We start from the raw sequence: 19429 nt of genomic DNA on the forward strand, positions 1-19429 counted from the left end.
GCGGCGTAGGCCGGGTGTGGTTGCCGGTGTCGTAGGAGGTGCGTGGTTGTCCGCCGGTGGTGGCGGGTGTGGGGCGGCTGAGGGGGTCGTCGTCTGCTGGGGGTGGGGGAGTGGGTGCGGCGGGGTGGCTCGACTCCGCCGAAACGGCTGGGGCAGCAGACGTAGGCCGGGTGTGGTTGCCGGTGTCGTAGGGGGAGCGTGACGGTCCCCCTGTGGCAGGTGTGGGGCGGGTGTGGTTGCCGGTGTCGTAGGAGGTGCGTGGTTGTCCGCCGGTGGTGGCGGGTGTGGGGCGGCTGAGGGGGTCGTCGTCTGCTGGGGGTGGGGGAGTGGGTGCGGCGGGGTGGCTCGACTCCGCCGAAACGACCGACGATCCGCTCTCGTGCTCGGTCCCCACCGCCTTGTCGTCGTGGCCCAAGCTCGCCAGCATCGCCACACTCGGGTCGGAGATGCCGGCGGAGGCGCCAGAATTCTCCTCGGCGCTGGGAGCCACATCCTCCGGGGTAGCAGCGTTTACCGTGGGGGCCGCTTCGGGCGCGGGGCGGGCGCGACGCCCGCGCGAGCGCGGCTCGCTCTCCTCGCGGTTGTCGAGGTGGTCGTCGTAGAGATGGTCGTAGTCGTCATCGCGCACGGCGGCCATGGCTGCGGTCGACTCGTTGCGCGTGTCGCGCCGTCCAGGTTTGTCCGCCCCGGCCGGGGCCTCGTCTGGTTCGTCGCTCGCGCTGCGCAGCTCAGTGGCTTCCTCGCGTTCCGCGTGGTCCACACGCGCACTGCCCGCCGATCTGCGGTCGCTGAACGGGCGGTCCTCTTCGTCGTCCTCGCCGTCGGAGAGGCTCGACCAGAACGAGTTGCCGGACCGGCCCGCGAAGTCGTCGCTTTGCTCGTCGTCGCGTCCGCGGCGCAGCCGCGGCCGGCGGCGCTGACGAGGTGCCTCTTCTTCGTCGGCCTCGGCCGCGGGGCCGGAGCGCCGAGAGCGCCGGGGACGCCGTTCCTCGGACTCCTCCGCCTCGGTCTCTTCGGGAGCGGGGTCGTCCTCGTAGTAGTCCTCGTAATCGTCGTCGCGGGCATTGTGAGCGTTCAGGGCGCGCATGCCCAAGAAGATGACGATGACGATGACGAGGACGACGATGATGGCTGCAAGCGCAATGATCATAGTGAAGGCACCACCCTATGGCCCGGGGCCGTATAGAGGACTGAGGGTGCCACCGGCGGTGGTGTGATGGCTGGCCGGTGTCGTATGGGGTATGCCGGACCGTGGTCGGACGGGATGCGCGGTCGAGTCCCCTCACGAGTTGCCGACCGGTCGCGCGCGGTGTCGCCTCGGGTGGCCTGCTCGTGGCGGGGGAGGGGCCGGCGGGGGACGTCCATGAGTTGCGGCGCGCGTACACCGAATTCGGTCGTTAGGTAATCGTCGGGGAGCACGGCCCCACTTTATGCATAGATGCGGCATCCGTGCAGTGCGTAAATCGGGGTATTCCGCGCTAAAAAGCTTCCAGTGTCGTGTTGATCGCCAACAAATGACGCAACTTTTGGCGGGCGGGCGACGGTCCCACCTCGTGTTACCCGCCGGTAGCCACGAGGCGTCCACGCGCCAGTGTATGCGCGGCGATGGCTCTCAGCGCCTCATCCAACGGAGCGGCCTCAGGCAAGTCGAGCTCGCTGTCGAGAGCATAGACCGTGAACCGGTACTCGTGCTCGTGGTCGTCGACCGGACACGGCGCGGCGTAGTTAGCCTCACCCGAGACGTTCCTGGCCTGGCGCGCCGGTTGTGGCACGCTCCCCTCAGCCAGCTCCGGGTTGGCGGGGTCGAGCCCGTAGACCAGCCAGTGGACCGTGGCACCGCCCACGGCTTCGGGATCGTCGATCAGCACTGCGATCGACTCCACTCCGTCGGGAAGCCCCGACCAGCTTAGCGGAGGCGAGACCCCTTCCCCTTTACAGGTGTAGCGCTCCGGGATGGTCTCACCCGCCAGGATCATCGGACTGGTCACGGTGATGTTGTCGGCCGCCTCGCCGTTGCTCCCACTCATGAGGATGTCGCATCCCGTCGTCGCCACGATCAAGGCAAGCAACCCACTGCTCATGGCCAGGCCCCGAAACGCACCGGGCCGGCGGGGCGCCACCGAGGACGAGGACGATGCCACGCGGCCGTTGCCGCGCGGTCGAGACAGTGGTCGGCGATCCATCCTTACCTGCCTGTCAGACGTCGGTACTCGAAAACGGCACGGGTGTGACGAGCGCCCCCGCCAGGGGCGCGGTAGCCACAGGTTCCCGAATCGAAACCTTACTGCCGTCGGCGTACATGTCAGTCCTTCGCAGGCAACGGGGACGCGGAGTGGAGGCCGTGTTTGCGTCCGGCGCCACCCCTCGCCTCGTCGTGAGCCGTTGGGGAGCACGGTCCACCATCGGCGAATATGGAACCGTGCGTTTTGCGATCCTGGGACCGTTGGCGGTGTACGACGCCGCTGGAGCGAGCGTACCTGTCGGGGGCACCCGGCTTCGGGCGGTGCTGGCACTGCTCCTGTTGCAGCCAGGGCGCACGGTCAGCTCCCAAGATCTCATCGACGGCATCTGGGAGCGTGAGGACGCCGTGCCAGCCGCAGCCGCCAACGCCTTGCAGGCACTGATATCGCGGCTGCGCAAAACGCTGGGCCAGGGGGCTTCGGTCATTGGCGAGGCCAACGGCTACCGGCTCGACATCTGCCCCGAGCAGGTCGACCTGTGGCGGTTCGAGAGCCTTGTCGAGCAGGGGCGGCAGGCGCGCCGCTCCGGCGATACCGAAGCCGCGGAACGGTTCCTGCGGGCGGCCCTGGATCTGTGGCGCGGACCGATCCTGAGCGGCCTCCCCGCGCTGCCCGCCGCAGCCGCGACCGTGGCCCGCGCCACCCAACTCCGCCGCAGCGCTACCGAAGAACGCCTGGACCTGGCGCTTGAACGCGGGCGCCACCGCGAGGCGCTGCCTGAGATCGAGGAACTCGTAGCCCGCGAGCCCCTGCGGGAACAACCCGTGGCCCTCCTCATCCGTGCACTGGCCGGCTGTGGCCGACAGGCCGAAGCCATCGCCGCCTACGATCGGCTGCGCGGCGCTTTGGCCGAGGAGCTGGGGATCGACCCCTCCACCGAACTGCGGGACCTCTACGTAGTTCTGCTTCGCGGCGAACTTGACGGCACCCCCGCAGCCGAGAGCACCCCTGCCGCCTCTCCCGCACCGTTGGTGCGGCTGCCCCGCCCTCTCACCAGCTTCATCGGCCGCGACACCGAGGTGCAGACCGCCCTTTCCCTGGTAGCCGGGCAGCGACTCGTCACCTTCACCGGCCCCGGCGGCTCCGGCAAGACACGGCTGTCCATCGAGACCGGCGCGGCGGTGGCCCGCCATCACCCCCGTCTAGTCGACGACGGGGTGTGGTTCGTGGATTTCTCTTCCCTGACCGAACCGGCTGAGCTGCCCCACGCCCTGCTCGGCGCTCTTGGCCTGCGAGAGCGCACCGTCTTTGGGTGGGGTGGCGCCGCTGCGGTACCCGCCGACCCCACCGCCCGCCTCACGGAGGCGCTGGCCCATCAGCAGCTGCTCCTCGTACTCGACAACTGCGAGCATCTCGTCACCAGTGTGGCCTGGCTCGTCACCGGCCTGCTGAGCCAGTGCCCGGGCGTGCGCGTCTTGGCCACCAGCCGCGAACCGCTCGGAGTCGCCGGTGAGCGGCTGCTCGCAGTACCCTCCCTGGAGTTGCCGCCACCCCAGGCCCCGGCGCGCCAAGCCATGCAGCACGCCGCAGTGCGCCTGTTCGCCGAACGGATCAGTGCCGTCGTCCCCGACTTCACCCTCACCGACCACAACGTCGAGCACGTGGTCCGCATCTGCCGCGAGCTTGACGGCCTCCCCCTGGCGCTGGAACTGGCCGCGGCACGGGCGCGCGCGATGTCCCTCGCCCAGTTAGCCGACCGACTCTCCGACCGGTTCCGGCTGCTCACCACCGGCGACCGGCTCGCTCTGCCCCGCCACCAGACCTTGCAGGCCGTAGTCGACTGGAGTTGGGATCTTCTCGGCGAGGCCGAACGCATCCTGCTGCGGCGGCTATCGGTGTTCGCCGCCGGCCCGACACTGTCGGCGGTCGAGCGGGTCTGTGGCGACGCTCCCGGCGACACGATCGAGGGCTGCGACGTTTGGGACACCCTGTTCGCCCTCATCGACAAGTCCCTCGTCCTCGCCGAGGACGTCGACGTCGGAGATTCCCCCCGCTACCGGATGTTGCAGACCGTGCGCGCCTACGGCGCCCAGCGGTTGGCGGAGTCGGGCGAGGAGGAGCGTGTCCGCGCCGCTCACGCCGACCACATCCACCACCTGTTGAGCGAGGCCGAGCCGCAGTTGCGCGGTCCCGCGCAACTGCGCTGGCTGGCTGAGCTCAAGCTCCACCACGATGACCTCTCCGCGGCGCTGCGGTGGAGCATCGACCGCGGCGACACCGGCCGCGCGCTGGAGCTATTCGGACGGGCGGGGCGGTACTGGGAGATGGCCGACGGCCTCTCCGACGCCATCCGGTGGGCGGGCGAGATCCTGGGTTTGGCCGGGCCGAGCCCACCACCGGGACACACAGCGGCCTACGTGGAATGCGTCGTCTTCGCCGCGCTCGCCGACCCCACCGCCGAGAGCCTCAGCAGCGAACTCGCCAGGTGCAAGCGCATGGTCGACGAGGCGGGCATCACCCCGGCCGATCGGCCCGGTCTGCTCGTCATGCCGCTGGTACTGTCCGCGCTGGTCAACGATGCCCCCGAGAAGGGGATACGCGAACTCGCCCCCTGGAGCGAGCACCACGACCCATGGCTACGGGCCACGGCCCGCTCGTTCGAGGGCAACCTCGCCGCGCAAGCCGGCTGGGCCCAACACGCCCACGAACGGCTCACCGAAGCGCTGGCGGTGTTTCGCCGACTCGGCGACCATTGGGGGACCCTCCAGGCGTTGACGGCTCTGTCCGAGGTGGTGCGCCACTCCGATGTCGAGCGCGAGGAAGCGCTGCTGTGGGAAGGGATCGATCTCGTCACCGACCTGGGGCTACACGAGATGGGCCAGATCTTTCGCATCCGCCTGGCCACCGCTCGGGCGGCTCGCGGGGACATCCCCGCGGCCCGCGCCCACATTGCCCAGGTGCGGGTGCCAAAGACACGCCCCACCACGATGCAGTGGCTGCTTCGGATCTTCATCGACTTCGGCGAGGCCGAGGTCGACCGTTTCGACGGGCGGCTCGCGGCTGCCGGCGACCGGCTCACCCACATCGCCGAACAACTCGAAACGACCGGTCTACTGGTGCGAGCACAGATGTCGGCTCTGTGCCTGACCCTGTTAAGCCGGGTGTGCGTCCAGCGCGGCCATCTCGCGGCGGCTCACGGCCACCTGACTCGGGCCTGGCACTATGCTGCACCTGTCCACGACGCCCCTCTCGTCGCGTTGGTCCTGGAGGGCCTGGCGGCCCTCGCCGTGGCGCTGGGCGAGCCCCGCCAGGGCGCGACACTGCTCGGTTACGCCACGGCGACCCGGGGCGCGGCTAACGAGACCGCCCCCGAGGTCGCCCAGGTCCGCACGCGGGCCCGGGCACTCGTCGGCGATGCCGAGTTCACCCGCTCCTACCAGGCCGGCGCTCAGGCGTCGGCCGGCCAGGTTCGGCAGGCGGTCCAAGCGTGGCTGGCCCAGCAGTCTCCCATGCGGGGCCCCGCGGCGGCCCCAAAGGTCCGCTGAGCCCGGTACTGCCGCGGCGCCTCAGCTTCTCACCTCAGGAGCGTCGCCGGTAGGCGCGCACCGCCAGGGGGAAGAACACGGCGACGATCCCGGCCGTCCACAGCAGCGACCACAGCAGTGGTTCGGCCACCGGTCCGCCCAGCATCAGCCCCCGCATCGCGTCAGTGACGTGGGTGACCGGGTTCACTGTGGCGAAGGCCTCCATCCAGCCGGGCATGTTCTCCGGCTGCACGAACGTGGAGCTACCGAAGGTCAACGGAAACATCCAGATGGTCCCGAAGGTGTTCACCGCCATCGCTGTGCGCAGCAACAGCCCCACGAACGCCGACAGCCAGCACAGGCCGAACGCGAACAGCATGACCACCGCAACCGCTCCGGCGGTGCCCAGCACGCCGCCCTCAGGGCGGAACCCGATGGCCACCGCGACGATGAGCACCATGACCACGGTCAGGAAATAGCGCACCAGATCGCCCACGACCGCGCCGATGAGCGGTGCCGAACGCGCCACCGGCAGCGAGCGAAACCGGTCGAAGATGCCCTTCTCGATATCGGTGTTGAGCGAGACACCAGTGCCGATCGTGGCGAAGATGACCGACTGAGCGGTGATGCCGGGGATGATGAAGTCCCGGTAGCTTTGCCAGTCGCCCATCATCGCCTCACCGAAGACGAAGACGAACAGAGCGACGAACATCACCGGCATGAACGTCAGCCCCAGGACCTCCTCGGGGTTGCTCTTGATGCGCAGCAAGCTGCGCCAGGCCAACAGCAGCCCATGGCGCAACGCCGTGACCGGGCTGATCCGACGCGGCACCGGGGAAGTCGGGGTGGCGGCCTGCGCCTGAGCCGTGGCGACGGCGCTCATGCGTGGGTCCTTTCCAGGGGCGAGGTGGGGTCGGCGGACGTGGCCTCGGCGGTGTGGCCCGTCAGGGCCAGGAACACTTCGTCGAGACTGGGACGGCGCAGCGTCAATTCGGCCACGGCGATCCCGGCGTCGTCGACCCGCCGCACCACCTCTGGCAACACAGAGGGGTCGGCCACGGCCGCGCTCACCGCCGACTCTGAGACGTGGGCGTCGGCGCCGGTCACGGTCTCGACGATCTTGGCCACCATGCTCAGGTGGTCCGCGGTGACCGGGCTGACGTGCAACACCTGCGTGCCGGCCCGCACCTTCAGCTCCTCGGGCGTGCCGTTGGCGATCACCCGTCCGCGGTCGATCACCGCGATGTCGTCGGCCAGTTGGTCGGCTTCTTCCAGGTACTGCGTGGTCAGCAGCACCGTGACACCGTCGTCGACGAGCCCGCGCACCACGTTCCACAGTTCGTTGCGGCTGTGGGGGTCCAGCCCCGTGGTCGGCTCGTCGAGATAGAGCAGGCTCGGCCGTCCCACCAGGCTGGTGGCCAAGTCCAGCCGGCGTCGCATCCCGCCGGAGTAGGTCTTGGCCGGCCGGTCGGCGGCGTCGCTGAGCCCGAAGCGGTCCAGCAGTTCGGCCGCGCGTGCTTTCGCGCCGCGGCGGGAGTAGCCCAGCAATCGACCGATGAGCACCAGGTTGGCCGTGCCCGTGAGGTTCTCATCGACAGCGGCGTATTGGCCCGTCAGCCCGATCAGCCGGCGTACGTCGTGAGGGCGCTGTACCACGTCATAGCCGCCCACGGTGGCGTGGCCGCCGTCCAGACGCAGCAGCGTGGACAAGATCCGCACTGTGGTCGTCTTGCCCGAACCGTTGGGGCCGAGCAAGCCCAGCACCGCTCCCGTACGTGCCACGAGATCGACCCCGTCCAGCGCGGTTGTGTTCTTGAACCGTTTGACCAGCCCCTCCGCGCGGATGGCCTCACCCATATATCCTCCACGATCTGTTCATCGCGCCAGTCTCCCGCAATGCACTGACAATCCGCTGACAGCGTCCTTTCGAGGGGCCGTGCCGGAGCTAACCGCGACGCGACACCAGGTCTCATGAGTTCCGTGCGGCGCTTGCCGGCGCCGCTGCGCCGTGGCGGTCCCGCACGATCGCAGTCCCGGGAACGCGGGGCGCCGTCGGCCCTTAGCCAAGCCGGCTGCGCGGCGACACGCTCCGTCTCCCCGCCGTGCAGCATCCCACCGCCCTGGAAGATTTCACACCGAATGGGGGCAGACCGCTTCCATGGCCGAGACAACAACCACTCAGAACCGTCGGATTCCCCCGTAGACTCGGGCCGTGACTTCCGTCCAGCTACGTCCGCCAGAGAACCGCGTCTCCTCACGTGCCGTTTATCTGTGGACATTACGGGCGGCGGTGCAGGGGGGCATCATGCTGGCGATCCTCGTCGCCCTCGCCTGGTGGGGCAGCCATCCGCGCGTGGGCTGGCTGCCGGGGGCGATCGAAGGGTTCGCCTGGTGGATTCCGGGGCTCTATTTCGCCTATGCCCTCCTTAAGACCGCCGTCGCCCCGCAGTGGCGCTACCGGGTGCACCGCTGGGAGATCGCGGCCGACGTTGTTTACACCCGCGTGGGGTGGGTCAGCCGGCAATGGCAACTCGTCCCGGTCAGCCGCATCCAGACCGTCGACCATACCCAAGGGTGGCTGGAACGCATGTTCAACGTGGCCACGCTACAGATCCAGACCGCCTCCCACGCCGGCTCCTCCAGCATCGAGGGACTCGACGCCGACTTGGCCCGGCGCCTGTCGGAGGATCTGGCGGTGCGCGCCAGCGAACTGCGAGATGATGCCACGTGAGTAGCGATGCTGAGCAGCAGCCCCAGCCACCGCCTCCTGAGCCTGAGCGCAGGCTCAGCCCTCTCACCCTTCTCACCGCGCCGATCCGCCCGTTGCGCTCCCTCCTCGTTCCCATCCTCATCGCGTTGGTCGCCGGTAATTTCAACCCCTGGGTGCTGGGCTCCTCGGCCCTGGCCGTGGTCGCTGTGGTCGTCACCGGCTTTGTCACCTACCGCACCTTCCGCTACCGGGTCGGCCAGGAGCGCCTTGAGATCCGCAAGGGGCTCCTCCAGCGGTCGACCCGGACGATCCCCCTGGAGCGCATCCGCGGCGTCGAGGTCACCTCGACCCTGCTGCACCGCGCCTTTGGGCTCGCTGTGGTCAATATCGAGGCGGCGGCCGGCGGCCCGGACGCCCAAGAGGGCAAGCTCGACGCGGTGTCGGTGGATGAGGCCGAGCGACTGCGCCGCGAACTCCTCCACCGGCGCGCGCTGCTGCGCGGCGAGAGCCAGCAGGCGGCCTCCGGCGAGGCCGAGGAGGAGGAACGAACCGACACGGCAGCCCTGGCTCCCCCCAGCGCCGTCGAGCCGGATACGGTCTACTTCGCCATGCCCGCGCGCTGGTACTTCTACGCTGTACTGAGCCTGGGCTACCTGCTGACCCCCTTTGTCGCCCTCGCCGCGGTGCTGGGGTTTGTGCTCCAGATCGTCGACGACCTCTCGCTGGACATCGAGTCCGAACAGCTCTTCGGTGCCGCTGACGAACTCCTCGCTGACAGCGTGCTGCCACTGATCGTCGCCGGCGTGGCAGTGATCGTCGTCTTGGTGCTCATGATGCCGGTCTTCGCGGTCATCTCTTACAGCATCAGCCACTGGGACTTCACGTTGCTGCGGCGCGGCGAGGCCCTGGTCGCCGAGCGCGGCCTGTTCACCCGCAGCAGCGTCACGTTGGAACACCGCAGAATCCGCGGCCACGAACTGCTCGACAACCCGTTGCAGCGACTGCGCTCGGCGGTACGGTTGCGCGCGATCGTCACCGGTATCAGCGGCACCTCTAACCGCGCCGCGTTGCTGCCCATCGGCGACCGCGACACCGTCGAGCGAATCGTCGCGCAGGCACTACAGCCTTACCGGGGGCCGCTGCACGCGCACCCGCCGGCGGCGCGCACCCGCCGACTTGTCCGCGCGATCGTGCCGTTCGCGGCCCTGGCCGCTGCCGTGGCGTGGTTCGCCCCGTGGTGGGTCACCGCCGTGCTCCTGATCCCCGCGCTGCTGGGCATCCCGCTGGGGATCGACCGGTACCGCTCGCTGGGCCACGGCAGCGACAGTGACAGCGTGAGCGTGCGATCGGGCTCGTTGCGGCGCCACCAAGCTGTGGTGCACCGGCGTGCCGTCATCGGCTGGCGGTGGCGCCAAACCCTCTTCCAACGCCGGGTGCGGCTAGCGGACATGGGTCTCACCGTCGGAGCCGGAGACGGCGTCTACGAGGCGATCGACGCCGATCTCGCCGGTTCCGTGGCCTTCGCGGCCGAAGTGACGCCCGCCATGGTGCGGCCGTTCCTCGTCGATGACAGCGACCACGAATCAACGTGACCGCTGTCGGAGCCGCTCGGGGTGGGCCGGCGGGCGGGACCGGCCCACGCGGTTGAGGCGATGGTGCGACGGGGCGAAAGACGGGGGCGAAGTCTGGGGAGGGAGTCGGTCGGTAGGTGAGCCTCAGCGCTGGGGTACGTCCTATTCCGGCTTTTTCGCTCCGAACATGATCTCGTCCCACGACGGCACCGAAGCCCGCCGGCCGCGCCCTTTGCGTCGGGAGGGTTGGGCCGGCTGGTTGGCGGGTTGCGTGCCGCCGGCCGCCGCGGCAGCCGACAGGGGCGGGGTGCCCTCGGCCGCGCGTCCCGCCGCTGGGCTTGAGCGGGTGGCCGCCGGGGGAGAGGCGACGGGGCGCTGTTCTTGGGGCTGCGACTGCGGGGGCGCCTCGCTCGCCGAGGCGTCAGCGGCAGCGGCGGGTTCGCTGGGCTGACGCTCCTGTTGCGGTTCGGAGGGACGGGAGCGCTCCGCAGTGATTGGCATCCGCCCACCCGGCGTCGCGGCCGGGGGCGTCGCCGGAGGCGCGGGCTCCTGCGGCGGGGCGTGCTGCGGCTCGCTGGGAGCAGCGGGAGCTTCCGGGGCGGCAGGAGTCTGTTGGGCCGACTCCGGCGGCGCCTCGCGCGTGGCCGGACGTCGGGGAACGAAGGGGGTCACGTTGGCGCTGTCGGGACCCAACTCCAACGGTTCGGCGGCCTCGGGCGAAGAGAACCGCACCGCCTCGTCGTCGTGCGGGGTCACGCACCGGCGGCGCGGATCGTAGATCCAGTGCGCCACGCGCTCCTCGCGCTCGGCGAGGAAGGTCAGCTTCACCTGCCAGGTCGCGTCTTCGCGCTTCCAAGAGTCCCACGTGGCGTCGCCGGTCTCCAACTGGTGAGCGCCGATACGTTCGCCGACGATGTCGCCGAGCATGGGGCCGGGACTGGTCTCTCCCTGCCGGCGCACCGCGGCCCGCTGTGCCTGCTGGGCCATGTACTCGCGTTCCTGCAAGACGGGACCCTCGAACCAACGCACACGCTCGATGGGTATGCCGGCGGCCTCGGAGATCGCCTCTGCGGTCTCACCGGAACGGATCCGGGCCTGGATTTCCTTCGGGCGCAACGGATTCTCCACTTCGATCTCGTACTGGCCGAGCCGGGAGAACTGGCCACGCACAGCGGCGCGGAGACGGTCGTCGACGGGCAGCGTGAAACGGGTCCCGCGGCCGGCGCTCGCCAGGACCAGGTAAGTTCCATCCTCGCTGACAGCGACGAGGCGAAGCTCTTGCATCGCCCTCCTTTTCGCGTCCCGTCGAGGGTATGTCCTCAGCCATCCCCCATGCCATCAGTGTCGTCGGCATCGGCCTAGGGGGCCAGTACCGCGTCCGGCATGTCCGAAGCGTGCCCCCTTGACAGCGGGGCGGCCGATGCGACTCCGCGTTCCTATCGACTCCTATCGTGCCATCTTCACACGGGCTCCGGCTTGTGCTCGCCGCGGGGATCGGGCATGCCGGCCCCAGGCGTCCCGGCTGCACCGACGGTCAAAACGGCAGCAACAGCCCTAAAGTGCCCGCCGGAGTGAAACCCGGCCGCTGCGTGTGGCCACGATTACGGCGCCGCAGCCGGTACCCGTGGTCACCACCTGATTTCATTGATCTCATGAGGCCCTACGACGCTTTTCTGCTCCTGTCCTTTGGCGGCCCGGAGAAGAGGGAGGACGTGATCCCATTCCTGGAAAACGTCACCCGTGGTCGCAACATTCCACGTGAGCGGTTGGCTGAGGTCGGCGAGCACTACTACCTGTTCGGGGGGGTCAGCCCCATTAACCAGCAGTGCCGTGACCTCATCGCCGCTCTTCGCACCCGCTTCGAGGCCGAGTCGGCGGAGCCGCTGCTGCGCCTGCCCATCTACTGGGGCAACCGCAACTGGCAGCCCTACATCGAGGACACGGTCGCGCGCATGGCCAAAGACGGGGTGCGCCGTGTCATCGCGTTGGCGACGTCGGCCTTCAGCAGCTACTCCAGCCATCGCCAGTACCTGGAAGACATCGACCGGGCCCGGCGAGCCTACGGTCCTGAGGCTCCCGAGATCGACCTGATCCGGCCCTACTTCGACCACCCGGGCTTCATCGACTCCTTTGTCGACACCACGCGCACGGCGCTGGCTGAGTTGCCCCCTGACCTGCGGACCCAGGCGCGCCTGCTGTACTCGGCACACTCCATCCCCGTGACGATGGCCCAACTCTCCGGTGACCCCGCCATCGACTACGGTTCTGAGGGGGCCTATGTAGCGCAGTTGTCGGAGGTCGCCCGGTTGGTGACCGAGCGGTTGGCCGCGGCGCAGGGCTACGAGCTCCCCTACGAGCTCGTCTACCAAAGCCGCAGCGGGCCGCCCAGCCAGCCGTGGCTGGAGCCTGACATCAACGATCGGCTCAGGGAATTGGCCGCCGAGGGAGTGACAGCCGTCGTCGTGGTGCCCCACGGTTTCGTCTCCGACCACATGGAGGTCAAGTTCGACCTCGATGTGGAAGCCAGCCAGACCGCCCGCGACCTCGGTATCGCTATGACACGAGCACGGTGCCCGGGCACCCACCCCGCCTTTGTGGCCATGGTGGGCGAGCTCGTGGCCGAGCGCACCCGAGGCGACCCCCCGGCGGGACTGAGCCGCCACACCTCCCGCGTCCACGTGTGCCCGCCCGACTGCTGCCGCAAGAACCAGCCGCAGGCCGCCACATGAGCGCTCCCCATACGCCGCGGGCCACCACCGGTCGGCGGCCGACACCCCACAGGAGCGCGGCGCTGGCGGGTATCCGTGCCCTTACCCGTCCTCACCAACCAGGCAGGAGAACCCCACATGGCAATGGCTGATCCCCACGAACTGCTGGAGCTCGCCATCGACGTCGTCGAGAAGGCCGGGAGGCTGGCGGCCGAGGGGCAGGCCAAGGTCGACGTCCTCGACACCAAGTCCTCGCCCACCGATGTCGTCACCGAGATGGACCGCGCCACGGAGGACCTCATCCGTACGCGGCTGCTCACAGCGCGCCCCAGCGACGCCCTGCTCGGCGAAGAGGGCGGCGCGGCCCGTGGCACCACGGGGGTGCGCTGGATCGTCGACCCGATCGACGGCACGGTGAACTACCTCTACGGCCGGCCGGACTGGGCGGTCAGTATCGCCGCTGAGGCCGATGGGGAGATCGTCGCCGGTGCGGTGGCCGCGCCGGTTCACGGCGAGACCTACACGGCCACGCGCGGGGGCGGGGCGCGCTGTGATGGCGTCGAATTGCGCGCGGGCGAGGCCGTGCCGTTGGAGATGGCCCTCGTGGCCACCGGCTTCGGTTACGAGGCGCAGCGACGCTCTCAGCAGGCTGAGGTACTGCGCGCGGTCTTGCCCCGGGTGCGCGACATTCGCCGCTGCGGGTCGGCAGCCCTCGACCTGTGCTCCCTGGCCAAGGGGCGGGCCAACGCCTACTACGAGCGTGGCCTGAACCAGTGGGACTGGGCGGCAGCCGCCCTCGTCGCCGCCGAGGCCGGGGTGCACGTGGCGGGCCTCCACGGCCGGGCCCCCAACTCCGATCTGACTGTGGCCGCCGTTCCGGGGCTGTTCGAGGAGCTCCACGATCTGCTCGCTGCTCTGGGAGCCGACGCCGACGGCTAACCCAGAGCCGTGTCATGAGTGGATGGGCAGCAGATGGCCTTAGGGCGGCGGTGACGTCGTGAGGTGAGTGCCAGGCCGGCCGTCCCGTCGGGAGCGGCCGGCCCTCGCTCACGCGCTGGGCCGGCTCGGGGGAGCCGGCTAGGTTACGTTGCTTATATCCACGCCATTGCGGACCGCGATGCGGTGCAAGTCCTCAAGCTCTGATGCATGCGCGTCGGCCAGGAACTCGTCTCCCGCGGCTTCGGCCGCTTGGAGCGAATTGTGGGTCTCGCGGATGCGGACCCGAAGTTCCGAAAGAAACTCGCCCATCTTGACCTCCTCCCCGCGGACGAAGCCGGGGGAATTCCACCCTTGGTGGATCGGTACTTCCTCACGGTTTTCCGCTGGTTCCTGCTTCACAGACCGCCCAACGGCGAGGTCTCCACAGGCTGACACGGCAGGCCCGGCCGCGTGTCGCCTAGCTATCGCGACGAGCCAAACCTATCGCACATTCGTACGAAAGTGAAGCGGCTAACCTCACGGCTGAAGCCGGGGGTCTACGCCGCTAGAAAACCGATCACACTCCCTTCACGACTGGCGATTGCTCCCCATACCCGCGGCCAATGTCGCGGCAAACCTCATCCGCATGAAGTTCCCCACTGTTCATTGGCCGGTAACACGACGGTGTGTCGGGCGGGCCCATGGCGTATTGAGGCCGGGAGCAACATCATGCCAAGGGATTCGGCGCTCTGGGAGTGGGGGTGGGGCTTGAATGGGACACCTCTGGGCAATGGTGCAGATCGTGTCTGATGCCACATTCAGTTGTGCACTGCTTATCCTTATCGGTTTCTTATCTTGGATGTGTCACTTTTGAGATGTGCGGGGTGAACGTCGCTGCCGGTGGTTTGGGGGATACACCGGCAGCGACTCCGTATTCGCAGAGGTGTTCACAGGCACCGCCCGGCCTCGCGTCCAACGCGGCGGCCGGGCGGTGTTTTCGCAGGACTCCCGACTTCGCCGGGTTGCCTTCACCGAATCCTCCCTCTAGCGTGAACCACAGAGGCGGAGTGGGTCACCGTCACGCTGTAACAGTTGGGCAGCTCACACGAATGTGAGCGAATCGCACTGCTGGCTGAGCTGCGATGGTTTACTCTGTCCTTACCCGAGGTGTGCGATAACGGTAGGCGCAGTCGGGGATAAGCGCCGCTGCCGGTGTGTTGGGGGATGCGCCGGCAGCGGCCCACCGACCTCGCATCCCGCACGGAAACAAAGGACACAAGTGCGCGTACTCGTGGTCGAAGACGAACATGTTCTCGCTGACGCTGTCGCGGTCGGCCTGCGCCGCGAATCCATGGCGGTCGATGTCGTCTATGACGGCGACAGCGCGTTGGAGCGTCTCGGGGTCAATGACTACGACGTCATCGTTTTGGATCGCGACCTGCCCGGTACCCACGGCGATGACGTCTGCCGCTCCTTGGTCTCCGACAGCTACACCGGGCGCATCCTCATGCTCACCGCCGCTGGTGAACTCGATGACAAGGTCGAGGGCCTCACGCTGGGCGCCGACGACTACCTTGCCAAGCCTTTCGCCTTCGCCGAACTCATCGCCCGGGTGCACGCGCTGGGCCGCCGCTCCTCCCCGCCCCTGCCCCCCGTGCTGCGTCGCAACGGCATCATGCTGGACCCGGCCACCCACACCGTGGAGCGCGACGGGCGTGAGATCTCTCTCACGCCCAAAGAGTTCGCTGTCTTGCATGTGCTCATGAGCGCCGGCGGCACGGTTGTCAGCGCCGAGGGGCTGTTGGAGAAGGCGTGGGACGAAAACGCCGACCCCTTCACCAATGTCGTACGGGTGACGGTCATGACTTTGCGCAAGAAGCTGGGCGAGCCGCCTGTCATCCACACGGTGCCCGGGGCGGGGTATCGGATTTGACCTCCCCCCACCACGACGGGGAGCGGGCCGAGCCCGAGCGCGGCGAGTCCCAGCCGCGCATCCAGCCCGGTGAGGTTCCCGCCACTCCACCCGGCGATACCGGCACGTGGCGACGGCTGAACACACCCTCGCCCGAGGAAGGCGAGGCCGCCTTCGCGCCGGCCCGGGGCCAGCGCTTCTCCGACAGCATCAGCCTGCGGGCACGGCTGACGCTCATCTACGGGATGCTCTTCTTCGCCGCCGGCTCGCTTCTCGTGCTGCTCAACTACCTCATCGTCGCCAGCGTCCTCGACAACCTCGACTATGTGCTGCCCGAATATTTTCCGCCCGAGGTTGGCGCTGCTGCCAAGGAAGCCCTCATCGAGGGTGTCTTGAGTCAAGTCACACGCTTCTCCGTGCTCGCGCTGGCCATCGTCGGCTTGCTCGCCGTCGCGCTGGGCTATGTGGTCGCCGGACGTGCCCTGTCCCCGCTGCACAAGATCACGCGCACGGCTCGCCGGCTCTCCGAACGCTCCCTGCACGAGCGCATCGACCTCGGCGGCCCCGAAGACGAGATCCGCGAACTCGCCGACACCTTCGACGGCATGCTCGAACGTCTGGATCGAGCCTTCGACGGCCAGCGCCGGTTCGTCGCCAGCGCCTCTCACGAGCTGCGCACTCCGCTGGCCATCAACCGCACCCTGCTCGAAGTCGCCCTGGCCGACCCCGAAGCCTCAGCCGACCTCAAGACCGTCGGGCGCACGCTGTTGGAGACCAACTCCCGTCATGAGCGGCTCATCGACGGCCTGCTGTTTCTGGCTAAAAGCGACCGCGAGCTTGAAGTGCGCGCCAGCGTCGACCTCGGTGAAGTCTCCACCACCGTGCTCAGCCAGCTCTCCGCGGAGATCGAGGACTCCGGCCTGCGGCTACGCACCGACCTGCGCAGCGCTCCCGTCGTGGGCGATCCCGTGCTGCTGGAGCGGCTCGTGGCCAACCTCATTGAAAACGCTGTGCGCTACAACGTCGCCGAAGGCGAGATCACGGTGCGCTCGGGAATCCACGAGGACGCACCGGCCGTGCAGGTCGAGAACTCCGGCCCCGTCATCGCGGCCTACGAGATCGCCGGGCTGTTCGAACCGTTCCGCCGTGGCTCCGGCGACCGGGTGCATGGCAAGAAGAGCGCCGGCCTAGGGCTGTCCATCGTGCGCTCGGTCGTTCGCGCCCACGACGGCTCCGTTACCGCGTGGCCGCGCGCCGGCGGCGGTCTGGTCATCACGGTGCGGTTTCCCGGCAACCAGCGCAGGGGCGATTCCGACAACGGTGCCTAAGGGGTCATACGTGTCCCACGACACGACCGATTGCGGAACGAAGCGCTCGTGTGGGTAGGTATGCTCTCCCGGGCATGAACGCGGCGGGAACTCATCCCGGCGCCGACGTGTCTGTTTGGCCCTTGTCACGCGGTGTGAGCGGCTGCGCTCACACCGGTGCAGGGCCAGGACGAAGCAACTGAGAAACCAGGCGGAATTCTTCGGGCACTGGGTAGCACATGGGAATGAATCGCTGTGGAGTCGTGTTGGCCAGGTTCGGCCAGATGAGGCTATCCAGTTGGTGAGACAACAGCCGGGAGGGGTCACAGTCCACTTACGCCCTGAGAATTTTCTGGCCGAACCGGGCACAAGATACGTCTCTAAAGCGTTACACCCGCGCGACGAGGCATAGATGAGGGGGATGGAGTAAACACATGGCCACCGACTACGACAGCCCGCGTAAGAACGACGAGGAACTGGGCGAGGACAGCCTGCAAGAGTTGCAGGCCCGTCGAGTCGACAAGGGCACGAGCACGATTGATGTCGACCCCGACGAAGTCGCTGAGGGCCTGGAACTCCCCGGAGCCGACCTGTCCGGGGAAGAGCTCGCCGTCCGGGTGCTGCCGCGCCAGGCTGATGAGTTCACCTGCTCGCGCTGCTTCCTGGTGCACCACCGCAGCCAGCTCGCGGAGGAGCGCAACGGCAAGCTGGTGTGCAAGGAGTGCGCCGCCTAACCAGGCGGCCTTCCTCCTCCGCTGCCTCGACGGTCGGCCCCGCCGCGGTGCCTGATGCGCCCCCGTGCCCTGGGGGCGCATCGTCTACCGTTGAGGTGACACGTGTGCGGACCATGGCCCGGCTAGGAGAGATGCGCAATGCCGACGCACGCCGACGAGGACGGTTTCGAGGGTGAGCGTGAGCACCACGAGCCGGGCACTGTCCCCGCCACGGATTCCGCATCCGACACGTCGCTCGTTCCCGTGAGCTCCACCGAGACCAGTAAAGAGGTGGGTGAGCTCGTCACCCGCCTGATGGACGACGACACCGACGAGCCCAGCCGCACTCGGCTGATGCGTACCCTGGCGGCAGCCCTCACCCGCAGCGCCCGCGCAGCCGGAGCCAAGGGGATGGCGAGCGGTCGCTGGTTGACCGACCTCTTCGTCGACGACATCGCCCCCCGCATCCCCGTGCGCGACCGCGAGACCCTGCTGCGCCACTATGGAGGCGGCGAAGCCTCCCGTAGCGACGAGGAGATCGCCGACACACTCGTCCGCAACGCCACGCGGGCCACCACGACCGTCGGCGCCGCCGGGGGTGCGCTTGCGGCCGTACAGTTCGCCGCCCCTCCCCTGCTGCTCACCGCTCCCGCCCAAGTGGTCGCAGAGACCGTCGTCGTCGCGGCGATCGAGGTCAAACTCATCGCCGAGCTGCACGAACTCTACGGCACCCGCCCCGATGGCGGGTCGCTCCAGCGCACGTCCACCTACCTGTTCTCCTGGGCCAAAAAGCGCGGAATCGACCCGTTGCAGGCCACAGAGTCGGTCACCGTCGCTCTAGGTGCCGCGGCCAAGACGGCGCTACGCACACGGTTGATGCGCCTGCTGGGGCGTCACCTGAGCACACTCGGCCCCTATCTGAGCGGGGCGATCGCCGGTGGCACTCTCAACCGGGCCGCCACGCGGGCGCTGGCTAAAGCCGTGCGCGCCGACCTGCGCCCGATGGTGCCTCCCGAGCGGCGCCATCTGGGGCCAGCCCTCGACCGTGCCGCAAGGCACGAGTTGCCTCCCGGCTGACCGCCGAGGCGCCCGGAGAGTGCGCCCCCACCCCACCGTTCACGGTGATACGGGCCACATTCCGCCAGGCGCCCTCGTGATGTCACGGCCGAGGGCGTACTCCAGCGGTGCCGTCAGATATGGCCGTGCCGGCGGCACGCGCTAGACCGGCAACTCCTCGATGTCCTCATGGGCCCGCCTCCGGAGCCGTTTGTGCGCGGCCCGCACTGCCAGAATCCGCGCCACCTCCATGCCGACACCGGTGACCACAGCCCAGCCCAAAGCCTCACCGAGTCCAACCTCAGGGGCTTCAGGGTCAGCCGGCGGCTCTTTCCCCATCGCCTTGGTCCAGGCGAATGTCAGGGTCTTACGCGCAGCGTAGCCGGCCACGAGCGCCGCCACGCCCCCGACGATCCGCGCGGTGAATTCACCCTCTTTTGCCATATGGATCAGTTCACTTCCCTTGTCGGTCGAATCAGGCCGCCTGCCGGGACCCGCCACCTGCCGCCGTTGCCCTCGACGCTCCCGGTGTCGACCACGGCCGACGCGCCACCGCTATCGTGTCACGTTCACGTGCGCCCGCCAGAGGCAGTGCCCATCGCGTGGCGCAGCCTAAGGGCCGGTGTTATGGAGCGACTGTCCTGCTGCGCGGCGCCCGGCACGGGAGCCGCAGGGCGGGGCCACCGCCACTAGGGTGACCACAGGGACGGTGCTCCCGCCCGAATGTGCGTCGCTTCCAACGGACGAAGCCATAACACCGGCCCTAGAGCATCCGAATTGTCGGCGCAATCGGGAGCGATCACGGGCGTGAGCCCAATACCATTGGGCCT

At 68.6% G+C, this 19429-nt stretch carries 15 protein-coding genes and 1 pseudogene; 9 read left to right on the forward strand and 7 right to left on the reverse strand.

Annotation, left to right across the window (positions count from 1 at the left end):
- Together ABD848_RS02810 and ABD848_RS02815 are read right to left on the reverse strand one after the other, a co-directional pair.
- Nucleotides 1-1150 (reverse strand): annotated as a pseudogene (locus ABD848_RS02810) (hypothetical protein); the annotation flags it as partial.
- A gap of 406 nt (nucleotides 1151-1556) precedes the next feature.
- Nucleotides 1557-2081, reverse strand: coding sequence for a YbhB/YbcL family Raf kinase inhibitor-like protein (locus tag ABD848_RS02815; RefSeq protein ID WP_344966943.1), 525 nt, complete (start codon nucleotides 2079-2081; stop codon nucleotides 1557-1559).
- Nucleotides 2082-2419: 338 nt separating this feature from the next.
- On the opposite strand from ABD848_RS02815, the gene ABD848_RS02820 reads away from it, so the two are divergent.
- Nucleotides 2420-5725, forward strand: a complete 3306-nt coding sequence (locus tag ABD848_RS02820; protein ID WP_344966945.1) for an ATP-binding protein — start codon at nucleotides 2420-2422, stop codon at nucleotides 5723-5725.
- Between the two features lie 34 nt (nucleotides 5726-5759).
- Here ABD848_RS02820 and ABD848_RS02825 read toward each other — a convergent pair whose 3' ends face one another.
- Together ABD848_RS02825 and ABD848_RS02830 are read right to left on the reverse strand one after the other, a co-directional pair.
- Nucleotides 5760-6587, reverse strand: a complete 828-nt coding sequence (locus tag ABD848_RS02825) for an ABC transporter permease (RefSeq protein ID WP_344966947.1) — start codon at nucleotides 6585-6587, stop codon at nucleotides 5760-5762.
- Nucleotides 6584-7561: an ATP-binding cassette domain-containing protein gene (locus tag ABD848_RS02830; RefSeq protein WP_344966949.1), complete on the reverse strand. Its 978-nt coding sequence runs from the start codon at nucleotides 7559-7561 to the stop codon at nucleotides 6584-6586. Before ABD848_RS02830 ends, ABD848_RS02825 begins: the two co-directional genes overlap by 4 nt.
- A gap of 355 nt (nucleotides 7562-7916) precedes the next feature.
- Here ABD848_RS02830 and ABD848_RS02835 point away from each other — a divergent pair, with 355 nt between their 5' ends.
- Together ABD848_RS02835 and ABD848_RS02840 are read left to right on the forward strand one after the other, a co-directional pair.
- Nucleotides 7917-8435: a PH domain-containing protein gene (locus tag ABD848_RS02835; protein WP_344966951.1), complete on the forward strand. Its 519-nt coding sequence runs from the start codon at nucleotides 7917-7919 to the stop codon at nucleotides 8433-8435.
- Nucleotides 8432-10006: a PH domain-containing protein gene (locus ABD848_RS02840; protein ID WP_344966953.1), complete on the forward strand. Its 1575-nt coding sequence runs from the start codon at nucleotides 8432-8434 to the stop codon at nucleotides 10004-10006. The genes ABD848_RS02835 and ABD848_RS02840 overlap by 4 nt, the downstream gene beginning before the upstream one ends.
- A 141-nt stretch (nucleotides 10007-10147) precedes the next feature.
- Here ABD848_RS02840 and sepH read toward each other — a convergent pair whose 3' ends face one another.
- On the reverse strand, nucleotides 10148-11269 hold the full coding sequence (gene sepH / locus ABD848_RS02845) for a septation protein SepH (protein WP_344966955.1): 1122 nt from the start codon (nucleotides 11267-11269) through the stop codon (nucleotides 10148-10150).
- Nucleotides 11270-11637: 368 nt separating this feature from the next.
- Between sepH and ABD848_RS02850 the strand changes: the two genes are divergently transcribed.
- Nucleotides 11638-12714, forward strand: a complete 1077-nt coding sequence (locus ABD848_RS02850; RefSeq protein WP_344966957.1) for a ferrochelatase — start codon at nucleotides 11638-11640, stop codon at nucleotides 12712-12714.
- A 117-nt stretch (nucleotides 12715-12831) separates the two neighbouring features.
- Nucleotides 12832-13632 (forward strand): inositol monophosphatase family protein, encoded by an 801-nt coding sequence (locus tag ABD848_RS02855; RefSeq protein WP_344966959.1) that lies wholly within the window; start codon nucleotides 12832-12834, stop codon nucleotides 13630-13632.
- Nucleotides 13633-13770: 138 nt separating this feature from the next.
- On the opposite strand, the gene ABD848_RS02860 is transcribed toward ABD848_RS02855, so the two are convergent.
- The gene (locus ABD848_RS02860) at nucleotides 13771-14031 is read right to left on the reverse strand and encodes a hypothetical protein (RefSeq protein ID WP_344967361.1); all 261 of its coding nucleotides are present in this window, start codon (nucleotides 14029-14031) and stop codon (nucleotides 13771-13773) included.
- A gap of 859 nt (nucleotides 14032-14890) precedes the next feature.
- Here ABD848_RS02860 and ABD848_RS02865 point away from each other — a divergent pair.
- From ABD848_RS02865 to ABD848_RS02880, 4 genes are all read left to right on the forward strand, one after another.
- Complete coding sequence (locus tag ABD848_RS02865) at nucleotides 14891-15544, forward strand: response regulator transcription factor (protein WP_344966961.1); 654 nt, start codon at nucleotides 14891-14893, stop codon at nucleotides 15542-15544.
- A 59-nt stretch (nucleotides 15545-15603) separates the two neighbouring features.
- Nucleotides 15604-16851: a sensor histidine kinase gene (locus ABD848_RS02870; protein WP_344967315.1), complete on the forward strand. Its 1248-nt coding sequence runs from the start codon at nucleotides 15604-15606 to the stop codon at nucleotides 16849-16851.
- 413 nt (nucleotides 16852-17264) lie between these two features.
- A complete protein-coding gene (locus ABD848_RS02875) occupies nucleotides 17265-17564 on the forward strand; it encodes a DUF4193 domain-containing protein (protein WP_344966963.1) in 300 nt (99 codons plus the stop codon).
- Between the two features lie 138 nt (nucleotides 17565-17702).
- Nucleotides 17703-18620, forward strand: a complete 918-nt coding sequence (locus ABD848_RS02880; RefSeq protein ID WP_344966965.1) for a hypothetical protein — start codon at nucleotides 17703-17705, stop codon at nucleotides 18618-18620.
- Nucleotides 18621-18761: 141 nt separating this feature from the next.
- On the opposite strand, the gene ABD848_RS02885 is transcribed toward ABD848_RS02880, so the two are convergent.
- On the reverse strand, nucleotides 18762-19043 hold the full coding sequence (locus ABD848_RS02885) for a DUF4235 domain-containing protein (RefSeq protein ID WP_344966966.1): 282 nt from the start codon (nucleotides 19041-19043) through the stop codon (nucleotides 18762-18764).
- Between the last annotated feature and the right edge of the window lie 386 nt (nucleotides 19044-19429).

Source organism: Salinactinospora qingdaonensis, from assembly GCF_039539445.1.
Classification (GTDB): Bacteria; Actinomycetota; Actinomycetes; order Streptosporangiales; family Streptosporangiaceae; genus Salinactinospora; species Salinactinospora qingdaonensis.

Coding starts and splice junctions, on each gene's coding strand:
- ABD848_RS02880 (WP_344966965.1), top strand. CDS start 17,703: ATGCCGACGCACGCCGACGAGGACGGTTTCGAGGGTGAGCGTGAGCAC.
- sepH (WP_344966955.1), bottom strand. CDS start 11,269: ATGCAAGAGCTTCGCCTCGTCGCTGTCAGCGAGGATGGAACTTACCTG.
- ABD848_RS02855 (WP_344966959.1), top strand. CDS start 12,832: ATGGCAATGGCTGATCCCCACGAACTGCTGGAGCTCGCCATCGACGTC.
- ABD848_RS02850 (WP_344966957.1), top strand. CDS start 11,638: ATGAGGCCCTACGACGCTTTTCTGCTCCTGTCCTTTGGCGGCCCGGAG.
- ABD848_RS02825 (WP_344966947.1), bottom strand. CDS start 6,587: ATGAGCGCCGTCGCCACGGCTCAGGCGCAGGCCGCCACCCCGACTTCC.
- ABD848_RS02830 (WP_344966949.1), bottom strand. CDS start 7,561: ATGGGTGAGGCCATCCGCGCGGAGGGGCTGGTCAAACGGTTCAAGAAC.
- ABD848_RS02885 (WP_344966966.1), bottom strand. CDS start 19,043: ATGGCAAAAGAGGGTGAATTCACCGCGCGGATCGTCGGGGGCGTGGCG.
- ABD848_RS02875 (WP_344966963.1), top strand. CDS start 17,265: ATGGCCACCGACTACGACAGCCCGCGTAAGAACGACGAGGAACTGGGC.
- ABD848_RS02815 (WP_344966943.1), bottom strand. CDS start 2,081: ATGAGCAGTGGGTTGCTTGCCTTGATCGTGGCGACGACGGGATGCGAC.